The sequence below is a fragment of the Actinoplanes teichomyceticus ATCC 31121 genome (assembly GCF_003711105.1).
GTDB lineage: Bacteria > Actinomycetota > Actinomycetes > Mycobacteriales > Micromonosporaceae > Actinoplanes > Actinoplanes teichomyceticus.
Window position 1 is genome coordinate 545,615 of the sequence record NZ_CP023865.1, and the last position, 15,342, is coordinate 560,956.

At 73.7% G+C, this 15,342-nt stretch carries 14 protein-coding genes; 6 read left to right on the top strand and 8 right to left on the bottom strand.

Annotated elements, in window-relative coordinates:
* The first annotated feature begins 211 nt into the window (after window positions 1-211).
* The 3 genes from ACTEI_RS02480 (at window position 212) to ACTEI_RS02490 (ending at window position 3,086) form a co-directional block, all read left to right on the top strand.
* Window positions 212-1,450 (top strand): saccharopine dehydrogenase family protein, encoded by a 1,239-nt coding sequence (locus ACTEI_RS02480; protein WP_122976150.1) that lies wholly within the window; start codon window positions 212-214, stop codon window positions 1,448-1,450.
* A 239-nt stretch (window positions 1,451-1,689) separates the two neighbouring features.
* On the top strand, window positions 1,690-2,298 hold the full coding sequence (locus tag ACTEI_RS02485) for a GNAT family N-acetyltransferase (protein WP_122976151.1): 609 nt from the start codon (window positions 1,690-1,692) through the stop codon (window positions 2,296-2,298).
* A 200-nt stretch (window positions 2,299-2,498) separates the two neighbouring features.
* On the top strand, window positions 2,499-3,086 hold the full coding sequence (locus ACTEI_RS02490; RefSeq protein ID WP_122976152.1) for a hypothetical protein: 588 nt from the start codon (window positions 2,499-2,501) through the stop codon (window positions 3,084-3,086).
* Between the two features lie 121 nt (window positions 3,087-3,207).
* Here the strand turns inward: ACTEI_RS02490 and ACTEI_RS36685 are convergent, their stop codons facing one another.
* The 7 genes from ACTEI_RS36685 to ACTEI_RS02525 all read right to left on the bottom strand — a co-directional run bounded on the left by ACTEI_RS36685 (window position 3,208) and on the right by ACTEI_RS02525 (window position 11,509).
* Entirely contained in the window at window positions 3,208-3,405 is a 198-nt protein-coding gene (locus ACTEI_RS36685) for a hypothetical protein (RefSeq protein WP_164465818.1), read from the bottom strand.
* Window positions 3,406-3,478: 73 nt separating this feature from the next.
* Entirely contained in the window at window positions 3,479-3,754 is a 276-nt protein-coding gene (locus ACTEI_RS02500; protein ID WP_122976153.1) for a DUF3040 domain-containing protein, read from the bottom strand.
* 346 nt (window positions 3,755-4,100) lie between these two features.
* Entirely contained in the window at window positions 4,101-5,330 is a 1,230-nt protein-coding gene (locus tag ACTEI_RS02505; protein WP_122976154.1) for a bifunctional glycosyltransferase family 2/GtrA family protein, read from the bottom strand.
* A 214-nt stretch (window positions 5,331-5,544) separates the two neighbouring features.
* Complete coding sequence (locus ACTEI_RS02510) at window positions 5,545-7,773, bottom strand: ArnT family glycosyltransferase (RefSeq protein WP_239082270.1); 2,229 nt, start codon at window positions 7,771-7,773, stop codon at window positions 5,545-5,547.
* Between the two features lie 144 nt (window positions 7,774-7,917).
* Window positions 7,918-8,982, bottom strand: coding sequence for a 3-deoxy-7-phosphoheptulonate synthase (locus ACTEI_RS02515; RefSeq protein WP_122976155.1), 1,065 nt, complete (start codon window positions 8,980-8,982; stop codon window positions 7,918-7,920).
* 198 nt (window positions 8,983-9,180) lie between these two features.
* Window positions 9,181-10,770 (bottom strand): sensor histidine kinase, encoded by a 1,590-nt coding sequence (locus tag ACTEI_RS02520; RefSeq protein ID WP_187645924.1) that lies wholly within the window; start codon window positions 10,768-10,770, stop codon window positions 9,181-9,183.
* A gap of 1 nt (window position 10,771) precedes the next feature.
* Window positions 10,772-11,509 (bottom strand): response regulator transcription factor, encoded by a 738-nt coding sequence (locus tag ACTEI_RS02525; RefSeq protein WP_122976156.1) that lies wholly within the window; start codon window positions 11,507-11,509, stop codon window positions 10,772-10,774.
* Window positions 11,510-11,864: 355 nt separating this feature from the next.
* On the opposite strand from ACTEI_RS02525, the gene ACTEI_RS02530 reads away from it, so the two are divergent.
* Together ACTEI_RS02530 and ACTEI_RS02535 are read left to right on the top strand one after the other, a co-directional pair.
* Entirely contained in the window at window positions 11,865-12,236 is a 372-nt protein-coding gene (locus tag ACTEI_RS02530) for a tetratricopeptide repeat protein (protein ID WP_122976157.1), read from the top strand.
* A 9-nt stretch (window positions 12,237-12,245) separates the two neighbouring features.
* Window positions 12,246-12,530: a Smr/MutS family protein gene (locus tag ACTEI_RS02535; protein WP_122976158.1), complete on the top strand. Its 285-nt coding sequence runs from the start codon at window positions 12,246-12,248 to the stop codon at window positions 12,528-12,530.
* A 19-nt stretch (window positions 12,531-12,549) separates the two neighbouring features.
* Here ACTEI_RS02535 and ACTEI_RS02540 read toward each other — a convergent pair whose 3' ends face one another.
* Window positions 12,550-14,904: a M28 family peptidase gene (locus tag ACTEI_RS02540; protein ID WP_122976159.1), complete on the bottom strand. Its 2,355-nt coding sequence runs from the start codon at window positions 14,902-14,904 to the stop codon at window positions 12,550-12,552.
* A gap of 75 nt (window positions 14,905-14,979) precedes the next feature.
* Between ACTEI_RS02540 and ACTEI_RS02545 the strand changes: the two genes are divergently transcribed.
* Window positions 14,980-15,336: a hypothetical protein gene (locus ACTEI_RS02545; protein WP_122981881.1), complete on the top strand. Its 357-nt coding sequence runs from the start codon at window positions 14,980-14,982 to the stop codon at window positions 15,334-15,336.
* The last annotated feature ends 6 nt before the right edge of the window (window positions 15,337-15,342 follow it).

Genomic DNA, 15,342 nt, shown 5'->3' on the forward strand with positions numbered 1-15,342 from the left:
ATAACAGCGGGACTCCTTGGATGCTGGGCGCGCCTACCGCCGCCGCGGTCGGCCGTTGGAGGGAAAATTCCGGCCGTCGGCATAGCGGCGTCCGCAGTGGGTAAGCGAGGTCCGCCCGTTGGGGGATCAGGCTTCCGTGTCCGGGCGCCGACCGGGGCTCGGGGCCGCCACCTCTCGCGCCGCCACGGTCCGAGGTGCACAATCGGCGAGCATGAGCGATCGTTCACGTGAGTTCGAGGTGGTCGTCTACGGCGCCACCGGCTTCGTCGGCGCGCTGGTGGCCGAATACCTGGCCGGACACGCGCCGGCCGGCACCCGCATCGCCCTGGCCGGCCGCTCACCGGAGAAACTGGAAGCTGTCCGGTCCCGGCTGAACGTCGACTGGCCGGCCCTGGTCGCCGACGCCACCGACCCGGACGCGGTGGCCGCCCTGGCCGGACGGACACGTGTCGTCGTCACCACCGTCGGGCCGTACGCGAAATACGGCCGCGCCCTCGCGCACGCCTGCGCCGCAGCCGGCACCGACTACGCCGACCTCACCGGCGAGGTGCTGTTCGCCCGCGCCAGCATCGACGACAACCACGAGCTGGCCCGCCGCACCGGCGCGCGGATCGTGCACTCCTGCGGCTTCGACTCCATTCCGTCCGACATCGGCGTGCACGTCCTGCATCAGCTGATCGAGCAGGACGGGGCCGGTCGGCTCACCGACACCACGCTGGTGGTGACCAGCATGCGCGGCGGGGTGAGCGGCGGCACCATCGACTCGGTGCGCAACCAGGTCGACGAGATGAAGCGGGACCCGGGACTGCGCCGGGTGGCCGCCGGGCCGTACTCGTTGAGCCCGGACCGTGCGGCCGAGCCCCCACTCGGCCGGCAGAGCGACCTGGACACCATCGCCGGCTCCGAGGTGGACCCGCGGCTGCGCGGGCGGCTCGCGCCGTTCGTGATGGCGTCGTACAACACCCGGGTGGTGCGGCGCAGCAACGCGCTGCGCGGATGGGCGTACGGCCGGGAGTTCCGCTACCGGGAGGCGATGAGCGTCGGCGCCTCGCCGCTCTCCCCGGTCATCGCGGCCGGCACCAAGGTGGCGCTGGGCGCCCTGATCGCCGGGCTCGCCGTGCCGCCCACCCGGTTCCTGCTGGACCGGATCCTGCCCGCCCCGGGCACCGGGCCGAGCGAGAAGGTCCGGCGGAGCGGCCACTTCACCATGGACATCTTCACCACCACGACCACCGGAGCCCGGTACACCGCGCGGGTCCGGGCCAAGGGCGACCCCGGGTACGCCGCGACGGCCGTGATGCTCGGCGAGTCCGCGCTGGCCCTGGCCCTCGACCGGGACGCCCTGCCACCGGCCGAGGGCGGCGTCCTCACCCCGGCCACCGGCATCGGCGACGCCCTGGTGCGCCGGCTGCGCGCGGCCGGCGTCGAGATCACCGCCCGCAGGCTCTGACCGCGCCGTCCGGTTCCCGGGCCGACGACCGTCCGGCAGGGACGGCCGGTGGCATCGGGTGGGCCGTGAGCATACCGTGAGGAGTCGACATGAACCGGATCCTGCCGTGACCGGCACACCGCCCGGAGTCCGCGCCGCGCCGCGATCGGTGATCCGACCGTACGACGGTCGGGAATCATCACCGAGACCTGGCGATCGCCACTAGCCGCACCCGGGTCCCCCTGGGCAGGATCTGAAGGATGACCGCCAGCCCGCTGCCGCACCCGTTGAGGTTGGCCGGCAACGGCGTCGTACTGCGCGAATGGACCCCGGACGACCTGGAGGAGCTGGTCGCCCTCCTGGACGAGCCGGACATCGCCCGCTGGACGCCGATGCCGTCGCCGTTCGACCTCGCGGCCGGGCTGGCCTACCTGGAACGGGCGCGGCAGGGGCGGCTGACCGGCCGGCGGATCCAGCTCGCGATCACCACGGAGGGCCGCGAGCCACTGGGCGAGGTGCTGCTCTTCGGGGTCAACCCGGCCCGGCGCGAGGCCGAGCTGGGCTATCTGATCGGTGCGCCGTACCGCCGGCGCGGCCTGGCCGCCGCCGCGCTCGCGCTCCTCACCGACTACGCCTGCGGACCGCTGCGACTGAGCCGGCTGCTGCTGCGGATCGACCCGGGCAACACCGCGAGCACGGCGGTGGCCCGGCGGTGCGGTTACCGGCTGACCGGGGAACCGCCGATCCCGCAGGCCGGACCGCACGGCGCGACCAGCCTGGACACCTGGGAGTACGTGGACGGCCTGCCCGGCGCCCGCCGCGACCGCCTGCGAAATGTCGCCTCCCGGCGGTACGGCCGGCGCACCTGAGCAGTGAGGTGCGGCGGGTGGCCGACGTGGACCGGGCGCCGGTGATGGCGTTCCGGCCGGCCGCCCCGGCCTGACCGAGCGCGGCGCCGCCGGCCCGCGGACCTGCCCGTGCTCGACCTGGCCCGGCAGGGGTGCACCCCCGTCGAGGCCGGGGCGGCGCGGGTGGGCCGCGGAGCGCCCGCGGCCACTACGGTGGTCGAGTGAAGACGATCGGGTTCCTGCACACCGCCGACGTGCACGTGGCCACGTTCGGTGCGCTGGTGGCGGAGCTGGCGCCGGGCTGGCGAATTCGCCATGTGGTCGATCCGTCGCTGCTGGCCGACGCGCGCGCGGGTCGGCCGGTGGAGCAGCGGGTCCGGGACCGGCTCGGCGAGCTGGCCGGGTGCGACGTGGTGGTCTGCACGTGCTCGACGATCGGGGCGGAGGCGGAGCGCGCCGGTGTGCTGCGCGGCGACCGGCCGATGGCGCGGGCCGCGGTCGCGGCGGGTGGGCGGATCGCGGTGGCGTACGCGGTCGCGTCCACCCTGGAGCCGACCACCGCGCTGCTGCGCGACGAGGACCCCGGTGCCGACCTGATCCCGGTGCCGTGCCTGTCGGCGTGGCCGCTCTTCGAGGCCGGCGAGCTGGAGCGCTACCACGAGGCGATCGCCGCGCGGCTGCGCGACGTCGACGCCGAGGTGATCGTGCTGGCCCAGCCGAGCATGGCGCCGGCCGCCGCGCTGCTGCCCGGCCGGCCGGTGCTGGCCAGCCCCCGGACGGCGGTGCTGGCCGCCACCCGCCGGAGCTGACCCGCCTGCTCGTCCCCGCGGAACCGCCGGGCCGGCGCCGGGGAGCCGCCGCCCCGTCACCGGGGAACCGCCGGCCGGGGCCGCGGAACCGCTGCCCCGTCACCGGGGAGCCGCTGCGCCGTCACCGGGGAGCCGCTGCGCCGTCACCGGAGAACCGCCGGCCGGCGCTGCGGAACCGCCGGTCGGCGCTGCGGAACCGCTGGTCGGCGCTGCGGAACCGCTGGTCGGCGCTGCGGAACCGCTGGTCGGCGCTGCGGAACCGCTGGTCGGCGCCGCTGGAGCGTCCGGTTTGGCATCGGCGGAAGCGCCGGCCGCTCACCGTCCGGGCGCACCCGGAACACCGAGCGAGCCCGCGCCGTGCCGGGCGCGGGCTCGTTCGGGGGGCGGGTCTGTCAGCGGGTGCGGAACTTGTGGAGCCGGTAGCCGGCGGCGACCGCGGTGACCAGCGACCAGGCGGCGACGAGGGCGGCGGCGATCCACCAGCCGACCGCGCCGAGGACGACCGCGGCGACGGCGATCACGGCGGCGACGACGAAGAGGGCTAACGGCGGCCGGGGGGTCGGGACGCTGAAGTTCCCGCCGCCCATCCGGGCACAGAAGTCCGGGTCGTCACGCCGGAGCTGCCGCTCCAGCTGTGCCAGCCGTCGGTTGTCCTCTTTGTTGAGCATGTTTGCTACCTTCCGGTCCGCCGCGCCGGTGAAGCAAGGATCGAGAGTCGGCTATCCCGATCAGAGCCCATTGTTACCTCTGAGTTGCTCCCGTGATACGTCTGCGTGTGCCGAATTTTCCGGCCGAACTGCCCGGGACCCCGGTAGGCGCGCCCAGGAGATGAGATGACCGGAAAGGTCTTCGGTAACCGGTACAACGGCTTTGCCGTGTTTCGATGACGGTGCGAACAGTCCGAAACCATCCCGCATCGCGGAACGGCTGGGTCAGATGGCGATAGAAACGGCATGGTTCCGCGTACCGGAAAGCGGCGCCCGCGGTGGCCGGACGCCGTTCGGTGCGACAGGTTCAGGCGCGCCCCCGGGCGGCGCGGAACACCCAGATCCGCATCAGCAGGAAACGGACCGCGGTCGCCGCCAGATTCGCCACCACCAGCACGGTCAGCTCCACCAGCCGGGACGGCCGAGCCGACGCCGTGTCCAGCAGCGCCAGCGACCCGCTGGTCAGCGCCAGCCCGATCCCGAACACCACCAACCCCTGCACCTGGTGCCGCAGCGCGCCGCCGGGCCCGCGCACCCCGAAGGTGAGCCGCCGGTTGGCAGCGGTGTTCGCCACCGCGGTGACCAGCAGCGCGACGAGGTTCGCCGGCTGCGGTCCGGCCCCGGCGCGCAGCAGCGCGTAGAGCACCAGATAGGCCAGCGTGCTGGCGACGCCCACCCCGGCGAACCGGATCAGCTGGCCGGTCAGTCCGCTCGGCACCCCGTCCACCGGCAGCGGATTGCGGCCCAGCTGTTCGCGCAGCGCGGCGAGGGGCAGCCGGCCGGTGCTCAGCGCGCGGGTGATCCGGACGATGCCCTTGAGGTCGGCGAGCGCGGTCGCCACGATGTCCACCCGGCTGTCCGGGTCGTCCACCCAGTCCACCGGCACCTCGTGGATCCGCAGTCCGGCGCGCTCGGCGAGGACCAGCATCTCGGTGTCGAAGAACCAGCCGGTGTCCTCCACCATCGGCAGCAGCCGGCGGGCCACGTCGGCGCGGATGGCCTTGAACCCGCACTGCGCGTCGGAGAACCGGGCGGCCATCGTCGTCCGCAGCAGCAGGTTGTAGCCGCGCGAGATGAACTCGCGCTTCGCCCCCCGGACCACCCGCGAGCCGCGCGCCAGCCGCGATCCGATGGCCAGGTCGGAGTGGCCGGAGATGAGCGGCGCGACCAGCGGCAGCAGCGCGCCCAGGTCGGTCGAGAGGTCGACGTCCATGTAGGCCAGCACGGCCGCGTCCGAGTGGGTCCAGACGTGGTTCAGCGCCCGCCCGCGGCCCTTCTGGGCCAGGTGCACCGCCGCCACCTCGGGGTAGGTGGCCGTGAGGTGCCGCGCGACGGCGGCGGTCCCGTCGACGCTGGCATTGTCCGCGATGGTGATCCGGAACCGGTAGGGGAAGTGGGCCACGAGATAGGCGTGCAGGCGCTGCACGCACGGCCCGAGGTCGGCCTCCTCGTTGTACACCGGGACGACGACGTCGAGCACCGGGGCGGTGACGCCGGTGGCGCCGGCATCCTGCGAAGGCAGCGTCGAAAGGCTCATGGGAACAATTTCCGGCGCTGGTCTTTGTCCGATTTAGCAGACCGCTGTGGGCCCGCTGTGAGTCGGTCGGCGCGGTTTTCGCCGGATGACCGGAATAAATACCCCAAACAGGGTACGAGCCGTCCCGCCCACCCCGGCGAATGACCGCCAGCCGTGGCGCGGCACACGAGCGGGCGGCCCCCGCGAAGGGAACCGCCCGCTTGTTGTCGGGTGCTCAGGCGCCCGTGCCGGGGACGCCGCTCGACAGGTCGTAGACCGTGGTTGCGCCGACCGTGCGGGCGGTGAAGTTGTCGGCCACCCAGGCGGCGATCTGGCTGCTGCCGGAGCCGCCGCCCCCACCGAAGCCACCCCCGCCGATGAAGTAGTGGATCCTTCCGGCGGCCACGTAGTCCTGGAACGCGGCCAGCGTGGGGGAGGGGTCGGTGCCGTTGAAGCCGCCGATGGCCATCACCGGCTCCTCGGTGGCGAGCTGGTAGCCGGAGGCGTTCTGCGAACCGACCGCCGCGGCGACCCAGGTGTACGCGTCGGCGTCCTGCTCCAGCAGCGCCTTCATCTCGGCGCTGACCGACGCGGCGTTGAGCAGGCCACCCATGCCGCCCCCGGTGCCGCGGCCGTCGAAGCCGCCCCGGGCGCCGTCACCCGGACCGGTCCCGCCGGGGATCTGTCCCGTGGCGCCCGGGTTCTGGCCGGTCCCACCGGGCAGGTTGCCGCCGTCCGGGAATCCGCCGGGGAGGCCGCCCGGGAAGCCGCCGCCCGGGAAGCCGCCGCGGCCGCCGGGGAATCCGCCGCGACCGCCCGGCCCGCCGAAGCCGCCGGACACCGCCGGCCCGGCCGACGGAATCGACCCGGTGTGCGGCTCGGACGCGGTCTGCACCGCGTACGCCGCCGGGCCGGCCAGCGCGGTGACCAGCGCGGCCACCCCGCCCACCAGGGCGATCCGGCGGGACAACCGGAACGAGGCGGCCACCGCGACCGCCGCCACGATCCCGGCGATCAGGAGCGGGGTGCGCAGCCAGGGCAGGAAGTCGGCACTGCGGGCCAGCAGCCGGTTCGACCACCAGGCGGTGACCGCGATCGACGCGCCCAGGGTGAGCGCGGCGAACAGGTTCGCCCGGTGCTGCCACAGCAGGCGCACACCCATGCCGACCACCGCGCCGACCGCCGGGGCCAGCGCGACCGTGTAGTACGCGTGGAAGATGCCCTGCATGAAGCTGAAGATCAGCCCGGTGAGCACCAGCCACGAGCCCCACAGCAGCAGACCGGCCCGCCGCAGATCGGTCCGGGCCCGCCGGGCCGTGATCACCAGGCCGGCTGCCAGCACGATCAGCGCCGCCGGCAGCAGCCAGGAGATCTGACCGCCCTGCGCGCTGTCGAAGAGCCGGGTCCAGCCGGTCTCGCCCCACATCCCGCCGCCGTTGCCGCCGCGGCCACCGACGCTGCCGGTCTCCTCGCCGTTGAGCCGGCCCAGGCCGTTGTAGCCGAGGGTGAGTTCGAGCAGGCTGTTGTTCTGCGAGCCGCCGATGTACGGGCGCGCGGAGGCGGGCACCAGCTCCACCACGGCGATGTACCAGCCGGCCGAGACGATCAGCGCGCCCAGCGCGAGCAGCAACTGCCAGAGCCGTTTGAGCAGCCTGGGCGGGCCGGCGATCAGGTAGGCCAGGCCGTACGCGGGAACCACCAGCAGCGCCTGCAGCATCTTGGTGAGGAAGCCGAAGCCGACCAGTGCCCCGGCGAGCACGATCCACCGGGTCGAGCCGCTCTCCACCGCGCGCAGGGTCGCGTACGCCCCGGCCACCATCAGCAGCACCAGCAGCGCGTCCGGGTTGTTGAAGCGGAACATCAGCACGGCCACCGGGGTGAGCGCGCAGACCGTGCCGGCGATCAGGCCGGCGGCCGGGCCGAACCCGCGCCGGACTCCCGCGTAGAGCAGGCCGGTGGTGGCCACGCCGAGCAGCGCCTGCGGGACCAGGATGCTCCACGCGCTGAGGCCGAACAGCCGTACCGACAGCGCCATGATCCACAGCGAGGCCGGCGTCTTGTCCACCGTGATCGAGTTGGCCGCGTCGGAGGAGCCGTAGAAGAACGCCTTCCAGCTCGCCGAGCCGGCCTGGACCGCGGCCGAGTAGAACGCGTTGGCCCAGCCGGACGCGCCCAGCCCCCACAGGTAGAGGACCGCGGTGCCGGCCAGCAGCGCGATCAGGGCGGGGCGGATCCACGGGGCGTCGGTGCGGCCCAGCAACAGGCGCGCGGCCCCGGTACGGGCGCGCGGCGGGGGCGGTGGAACCGGCGGCTCGGCCGGTGCCGTGTCCAGCACCGCCCCGCCGTCGATGACGCCCGGCGCGGACACCTCCGGGGGTCCGGACGGCGCGGAGGGTGCGGCGGGACCGGTGTCGGCGACGGCGGGCGACCCAGCGTCCGTCGGGGCCGGCGACTTCGAGGTCATCGAGGTACTCCCAGGGCTGGCGGATTCGTACCCGATGGACTGTTCACGTCCGCGCTGTCGCGTCCTTGTGCCGTCGCTGTGCGCGGCCTGTGAGTCCCGCTGCCCGCGCGCCGGCGCGTGCAGCGGGTTCCCGATCGGTCGAGGTCAGAGCGTGCGGCGCTTGGCGGCGGCCGCGGCCAGCCGCTCCAGCACCGCGACCGTGCCGTCCCAGCCCATGCAGCCGTCGGTGACCGACTGGCCGTACGTCAGCTCCCCGCCCAGGTCCTGCCGGCCCGGCACCAGGAAACTCTCCAGCATCACGCCGCTGATCGCGCGCTGGCCACTCTCGATCTGCCCGGCGATGTCCTCGGCGACCAGCGGCTGCCGGTTGTGGTCCTTGTTGCTGTTGCCGTGCGAGCAGTCGATCACCAGACGCTCCGGCAGACCGGCCGCGCGCAACAGCGCGAGGGACGCCTCGACGTCGGCGGCGCTGTAGTTCGGCTTGCCGCCGCCACCGCGCAGCACCAGATGACAGTCCGGGTTACCGGTGGTGTGCAGGATCGCCGGGGTGCCGGAGTAGTCGATGCCGGGGAACACGTGCGGGACCGCGGCGGCCTGGATCGCGTCGACCGCGGTGGAGACGCTGCCGTCCGGGCGGTTCTTCATGCCGATCGGCATCGACAGGCCGGACGAGAGCTGCCGGTGCACCTGCGACTCGACGGTCCGCGCGCCGATCGCGCCCCAGGCCACGGTGTCCGCGATGTACTGCGGGGTGATCGGGTCGAGGAACTCCACGGCCACCGGCAGATCCCGGCTGACCACCTCGAGCAGCAGCTTGCGGGCGATCCGCAGACCGGCGCCGACGTCGCCGGAGCCGTCCAGGGCCGGGTCCATGATCAGACCCTTCCAGCCGACCGTGGACCGCGGCTTCTCGAAGTACACCCGCATCACGATCAGCAGGTCCTCGCTGAGCCGCTCCGCCTCCGTCTTCAGGCGGTCGGCGTACTCGCCGGCGGCGGCCGGGTCGTGCACCGAGCACGGCCCGACCACGACCAGCAGGCGCTGATCTCGGCCGTTCAGCACGTCCTCGACCTGCTTGCGGCCGGCCAGCACGGTGTCGTGCAACGCGGAGGTGAGCGGCAGCTCGTGGTGCAGCAACGCCGGGCTCATCAGCGGGACGACCTTCTCGATGCGCTGGTCGCGGACGCGCTGTACCTCAGGGGCGGTCATGGCATCTCTCCTTCTCAACCGGCCCTGGGCGCGAGCCGGTTTGCTCGGGGCAAACAAAAAGGCAGCGACGATGTCGCTGCCTTGCCGGCTCTGGCGGGGTGCCTCAGGTCATACGGTCATGGCCGAGACACCGGCGCGAGCCGGCCTCGTAAACCAATAAAAGGACCACATCCGAGACACGCCGCCAGCATAGCCGGATCAGCCCACCCGTGGCAGGTATGGCGTGTGTTGTTCAGTTGTTGGGACGGCGCTCGGCAGCATCACCGTGAAGACGGTCTGCCCCGGCCGGCTCTGCACGCCCACCTTGCCGCCGTGCGAGGTCACCACCGCGTGCACGATCGACAGGCCCAGGCCGGTGCTGCCGGCCGCGCGCGACCGGGAGCTGTCGCCGCGGGCGAAGCGTTCGAAGATGTGCGGGACCAGCTCCGGCGGGATGCCCGGACCGTTGTCGATCACCTGGAGCACGGCCGCGTCCGGCACGGTGCCCACCTTGACCGTGACCGTGGACCCCTCCGGGGTGTGCGTACGCGCGTTGGCCAGCAGGTTCGCCAGCACCTGGTGCAGCCGGGCGCCGTCCCCGGTCACCGTGACCGGCTCGTCCGGCAGATCCAGCTGCCAGTAGTGACCCGGCCCGGCCGCGTGCGCGTCACTGGTCGCGTCGACCGCCAGCATGGTCAGGTCCACCGGGTCCTGTGCGAGCGGCCGGCCGGCGTCCAGCCGGGCCAGCAGGAGCAGGTCCTCGACCAGGGCGGTCATCCGCTTCGCCTCGGACTCGACCCGGCCGAGCACGTGCGCCAGCTCGTCCGGGACCGGCTGCCGGCTGCGCCGGGTGAGCTCGGCGTAGCCGCGGATCGCGGCCAGCGGCGTACGCAGCTCGTGGCTCGCGTCCGCGACGAACTGCCGGACCTGCATCTCGCTGGCGTGCCGCGCCTCCAGCGCGCTGCCGACGTGGTCCAGCATCCGGTTGAGCGCGGCGCCGACCTGGCCGACCTCGGTGCGCGGGTCGGTGTCCCGCTCCGGCACCCGCTGCGCGAGTCGCACCTCGCCGCGGTCCAGGCGCAGCTCGGCGACCCGGCTGGCGGTGGCCGCGACACGATCGAGAGGCTTGAGGGTACGGCGGATGATGAGCGCGCCGGCCCAGCCCGCGATCAGCAGCGACCCGAGCACGACGCAGCCGGTGAAGCCGGCGACCGTGAGCAGGATCGTGTTGGCGTCGGCGAGCGGCAGCCCGACGGCGATGTAGCCCTCCTGGCTGCCCGACGGGAACGAGCGCGTCGGGAAGATCGCCACGCGATAGTCGCCGAGGTCGCCGACCGAGACGGTCTCCTTGCCGCCGCCGGGCTCGACGGTGAGCAGGTCGGCCCGCTCGGTGTCGGTCAGCCGCTCGAAGTAGCTGGAGAAACGGCCGTCGGTGGTGGTCGTCTCCGGGTCGCGGTACTGCACCCGGCCGCCGCCCTGCTCGGTCATCGACGAATCCAGGAAGAGCACGATCCAGTCGGTCCGCGCGCCCGGTGGCACGCCTTTGCCGTCGTTCTGGCTCTGCCCGCTCGCGCCGGGCTGCTGCTGGTCGCCGGGCCGCGGGCCGAAACCCCGGCTGAGCCGGCGGGCGTCGTCGAGCTGGTCGTCGAGCTGGCTGTGGAGCGACCGTTTCAGGTAGAGCGCGGCGGTGCCGCCGACGACCAGGCCCAGCACCGCCAGCAGCGCGATCATGATGGCGACCAGCCGGGTGCGCAGCGGCCAGCCGGTCGGGCTGCGCCAGCGGGCGGGACGGTCGGTGGCGGCGACCATGTCAGTCGGCCGGCTTGAGGACGTATCCGGCGCCGCGCATGGTGTGGATCATCGGCGCCCGGCCGGCGTCGATCTTCTTGCGCAGGTACGAGATGTACAGCTCGACGACGTTGGCCTGGCCGCCGAAGTCGTAGTTCCAGACCCGGTCCAGGATCTGCGGCTTGCTCAGCACCCGGCGCGGGTTGCGCATCAGGTAGCGCAGCAGCTCGAACTCGGTCGCGGTCAGGGTGATCAGGTCACCGCCGCGGCGCACCTCGTGCGAGTCCTCGTCCAGGGTCAGATCGCCGACCACGAGCTGCGATGCGGTACGCATCGGAGCGTGCCCCGTCCGGCGCATCAGCCCACGCAGCCGGGCCACCACCTCCTCCAGGCTGAACGGCTTGGTGACGTAGTCGTCGCCGCCCGCGGTGAGCCCGGTGATCCGGTCCTCGACGGAGTCCTTCGCGGTCAGGAACAGCACCGGCACCTCGGGCGACTCGCCGCGCAGCCGGCGCAGCACCTCCAGGCCGTCGATGTCCGGGAGCATCATGTCCAGCACGACGGCGTCCGGACGGAAGTCCCGCGCGGTACGCACCGCGGTCAGCCCGTCGCCGGCGCTCCGGACCTCCCAGCCCTCGTAGCGCAGGGCCATCGAGAGCAGCTCGGCCAGCGTCGGCTCGTCGTCCACCACGAGCACGCGAACCGGGGTCCCGTCGGGTCGCCGGAGGTCGCTGCCGGAGTCTGCGTTCGCCATCGTCATGCCCCCTACTGTGGTGGGCGACGCTCTGCGCCGGCTTTTCGTTTCCTGTGTAGCGGCTGTGACCGTGACGGCCCGCGAGGCCGGGTCAGCCGCACAGCTGACCGACACGGTGCGCCGTCATGGTCTTCGGCATGACGGTGACCGGTGTTGAGGCAATCGCGGCTGGCTGCCGCCGCTCCGCGCGTCGCCGGGCCGGCCGCCGCCGGTCCGGTCGGCGGCGGATGGGCGGCCGCCGCTTCGCGCGTCGCCGGCCCGGCCCCGCCGGCGCTGACCGTCCGCCACGGAACACTCGCCGTCCGCTCGATGTTGTGCAAGCGTTGGTCGTTGTCGGCGGCGCGAGGGTGGGGAGCTGCACGTGAATCTTCTCGAGGAGTACCGCAGGGCCAATTTCTTCTTCGAGTCCGGCGACCCGCGGGGCGCCGCCAAGCTGCTCGAACCGATCGTCGAGGCGGAGCCGCACAACAGCGCGGTCCGGCAGCTGCTCGCCCGGGCGTACTTCAACTCGGCGCAGCTGAACGGTGCGGAAACGCAGCTCAGGGCGCTGATCGAGCATGATCCTTCGGACCACTACGCGCACCATGTGCTCGGCCGGACCCTGGAGCGGGCCGGCCGGTTCCGTGAGGCGCTGCCACACCTGCGCCTGGCCGCCGCGATGAAGCGCCAGCCCGATTACCAGGACGCCCTGCGCCGCGTCGAGACCTGGCTCGGCAAGTCCGCCCCGGAATAGGGTGCGCTCATGAAACTGAAGCTGGACCTGCACGACATCTTCAACAAGGGGCACGAGATCGACCGGGCCCTGCGGGGAATCATCGACGAGGCGATCCAGAAGAAGGCGACGCTCGTCGAGATCATCCCGGGGAAGGGCAGCGGAGCCCTGAAGAAGAAGGTGATCCGGTTCCTCGACCAGAAGGAGATCAAGCAGCTGTACCACCGGGTCGAGAAGGACGGCGACAACTGGGGCCGGCTGTTCGTGCACTTCCGCTTCGACGCCCCGGCCGGGCGCCGCGGCCGGGGCCGGTGACGGTCGGGGCCTCGGCCGGTCAGTACTCGTAGGTCTTCGCCACGGCGACCATCTCGCTGCTGTGCGAGCCCAGAACGCCGACACCGGCCGGGCGGGCCCGGAAACCCGGCATCTCGCTGACGTTGTCGCTGGCGTCCATCGCCCGCAGCCGCACCGGCCCGGCGCCGCGGACGGCGAGCGTGACCACCACCCCCTCGGCGGGCGGGGCGTGGAAGACGAAACCGAAACCCCAGCCGCCCCCGGCCGGGCGCCGCGATGGCACCGTCCGGCCACCCACCGTCGCGGCGGTCACCTCGGTCGCCGCAGCCACGTGCAGGGTGGTGAACCGGACCGCCCGCCGCGGCTTCAGGCGCAGCGTGAGAACCCGCCCGTCACCCGAGAGGGTGTCCGCCTCCAGGGTGAGATCCGGGGCCGCGAGGGTGGCCGGCCGGGCCGGTCCGCCGCGCAACCTCTCGTCCCCGAACGCCGGCAGGGTGGCGGTCACCGGCTTGCGGTCCCCGGAGACGTACTGCGCGGTCCACGTCTGGGTGCGCGCCTCGTCGCTGAGCCATCGGGCCGTCCCGGTGTCCGCGTCCAGGGCGTACATCAGCTGGGTGAGCGCCGGGTGCTCGGCGTCGAAGCGGTCCACGACCAGGCCGGCGGCGGCGCAGACCAGCACGGCCAGCGAGGCGGCCAGGGTGGGTAGCGCGCCCCGGCGGCGGGCGCGCAGCGCGGCCAGGCCCCGCACCGGCTCGCCCGGCGGGTGGATCAGGTCGACCACCGGGAGCAGCGCCAGCACGAGCAGCACGGTCAGGAACGCCCCCGCGGCGCCCAGCGCCATGCCCAGCGCCGGGAACAGCATGAGCACGGTGGGCAGCAGGATCACCACCGCGACCAGGCCGCCGACGGTGATCGCGGCGGTGGCGGCCCAGCCTCGTACGGCCAGGGCGGCCAGGCCGGCCAGGGCGCCGGCCAGGGCGGGCAGCGTGGCCAGGTAGGCGCCGCCCGGGGTGACGGCGGCCAGCACCGCGCCGAGCCCCGCCAGCCAGCCCAGACCGGCGACCGCCAGCGCGGCCGCACCGACCCGCCGGCGCAGGACGGCGAACCAGCCCAGCACCACGGCCACCGCCAGGGCGATCACCGCCACCCGGTAGAGGCCCGGGCGGTACGGGTCGATCGGCAGCGCGCCGTACTCCGGCCGGATCAGCGTGAGCGCCGCCCACAGCGCCTGCGCCAGGGCCGGCGCGACCACGAGCGGGACCGGCGTCAGCGCGCCGGCCAGGGCCAGCCGCCGTCCGGTCAGCCGGCCGCGCCGCCGCGCCAGCCAGGCCAGCGCCGCCACCGCGGCCAGCGCCAGCACGGCCAGCGGCCAGACCAGCGCGCCCGGGTAGTGCACCAGGCCGCCGCCGGGGACCGGGAAGTAGGTGGCGTCCGCCCCGCCGCGCAGCGTCGTCAGATCCCGTCCGCCCAGCTCACGGGTGACCGCCAGGGCGTTCGCCCCGTGGTGCTGCAGGCTGTCGCGGTCCATCGCGGAAGGCCGGTCGGTGGGCGCGTGGTAGACCGCCGCGCCGTCGATGTACGCCGAGTTCAGCCCGCGGAAACCGGCCCGGCGGAACGCGGTGAAGTCGGTGTCGTTCGGCAGCCGGCGGTAGATCTCCACGGCGAACGAGGTGCCGACCGGGTACGGCGCCCGGGCATACGCCTCGACGAGCTCCGCGTTCCGCGCCGACGTCTCGAACATGATCGCCGGGCCGGAGCTGCCCCGCGCCTCCAGGTTGAGCGCCACGCCGCCGTCGCGGGCCAGCGGATGCTGCCGGACGAACGCCTCGGCGCCGCACAGGCAGGCCTCCTCGGCGTCGGTGAGCACCAGCACCACGTCGTTGCGCAGCCTCGCGCCGCTGGTCAGGGCGCGGGCCGTCTCCAGGATGGTGGCGACGCCGGCCGCGTCGTCGTTGCCGCCCGGGCCGGTCTGCGCCGAGTCGTAGTGCGCGACCAGGAAGATCCGCCCGGTGGAGGCGGCGCCCGGCAGCAGCGTGACCACGTTGCGCACCCGGGCCAGACCGGTGCCCCCGGCGCTGGCGGAGAGCTCACCGCCCTGGGCCGAGACGGTGTCCTGCACCTGCGGGCTCAGGCCCAGGCCCCGCAGGTGGGCCAGCAGGTGCTCGCGGACCCGGTCGTTGGCGGCGCTGCCGGCCGGGTGCGGGGTGGCGGCGATCGTGCGTACCTCCGCGAAGGCGCGCTCGGCGCTGAACTGACCGGCCGGTGCCGAGGCGGGGGCCGCCGCGGGCGGCAGGATCGAGCGCACCGCGGCGAGGCCCGCGAGGGCGAGCACCGCGAGGACGGCGAGCGCGGCGAGGCCGCGCCGGGCCGGCCGGAGGAGAGCGGCGTCACGCATGGGTGACATTCAAGCGCGGAGGATGACATCCGGGTACCCGGTGGATCGATTGTCCGGTGCAATAGCGTGGTCCGGGTGACTACCTCGTTCGACCCGGCCGCCGTCATCGCGGAGTTCATCGACGCGGTGGCGCCCTACGACCCGCATCCGGACGCCCCGCCGGTGGCGCTGCTCGGCCTGCGCACCGCGCTCGGCGACGAGATCTTCCCGCTGGGCGACCATGTGATCCGGGCGATGTGCCGAGCTCTGGCGTCCTATCGCGATCCGGAGGACCGGGGCCGGTGCGTGGACTGTGGCGGTCGCCACCTCGACGAGAACCTGCACTGCCGCGACTGTGGGCGCCTGCACGGGATCCTCGGGCAGGTGATCGCCGATCATGCGCGGCGGGTCGCCGCCGCCGGCGACGGCAGCGCTCCCCACGGTGCGGCATGAGGGCAG

Coding starts and splice junctions, on each gene's coding strand:
- ACTEI_RS02480 (WP_122976150.1), top strand. CDS start 212: ATGAGCGATCGTTCACGTGAGTTCGAGGTGGTCGTCTACGGCGCCACC.
- ACTEI_RS02485 (WP_122976151.1), top strand. CDS start 1,690: ATGACCGCCAGCCCGCTGCCGCACCCGTTGAGGTTGGCCGGCAACGGC.
- ACTEI_RS02500 (WP_122976153.1), bottom strand. CDS start 3,754: ATGCTCAACAAAGAGGACAACCGACGGCTGGCACAGCTGGAGCGGCAG.
- ACTEI_RS02505 (WP_122976154.1), bottom strand. CDS start 5,330: ATGAGCCTTTCGACGCTGCCTTCGCAGGATGCCGGCGCCACCGGCGTC.
- ACTEI_RS02510 (WP_239082270.1), bottom strand. CDS start 7,773: ATGACCTCGAAGTCGCCGGCCCCGACGGACGCTGGGTCGCCCGCCGTC.
- ACTEI_RS02515 (WP_122976155.1), bottom strand. CDS start 8,982: ATGACCGCCCCTGAGGTACAGCGCGTCCGCGACCAGCGCATCGAGAAG.
- ACTEI_RS02520 (WP_187645924.1), bottom strand. CDS start 10,770: ATGGTCGCCGCCACCGACCGTCCCGCCCGCTGGCGCAGCCCGACCGGC.
- ACTEI_RS02525 (WP_122976156.1), bottom strand. CDS start 11,509: ATGACGATGGCGAACGCAGACTCCGGCAGCGACCTCCGGCGACCCGAC.
- ACTEI_RS02535 (WP_122976158.1), top strand. CDS start 12,246: ATGAAACTGAAGCTGGACCTGCACGACATCTTCAACAAGGGGCACGAG.
- ACTEI_RS02540 (WP_122976159.1), bottom strand. CDS start 14,904: ATGCGTGACGCCGCTCTCCTCCGGCCGGCCCGGCGCGGCCTCGCCGCG.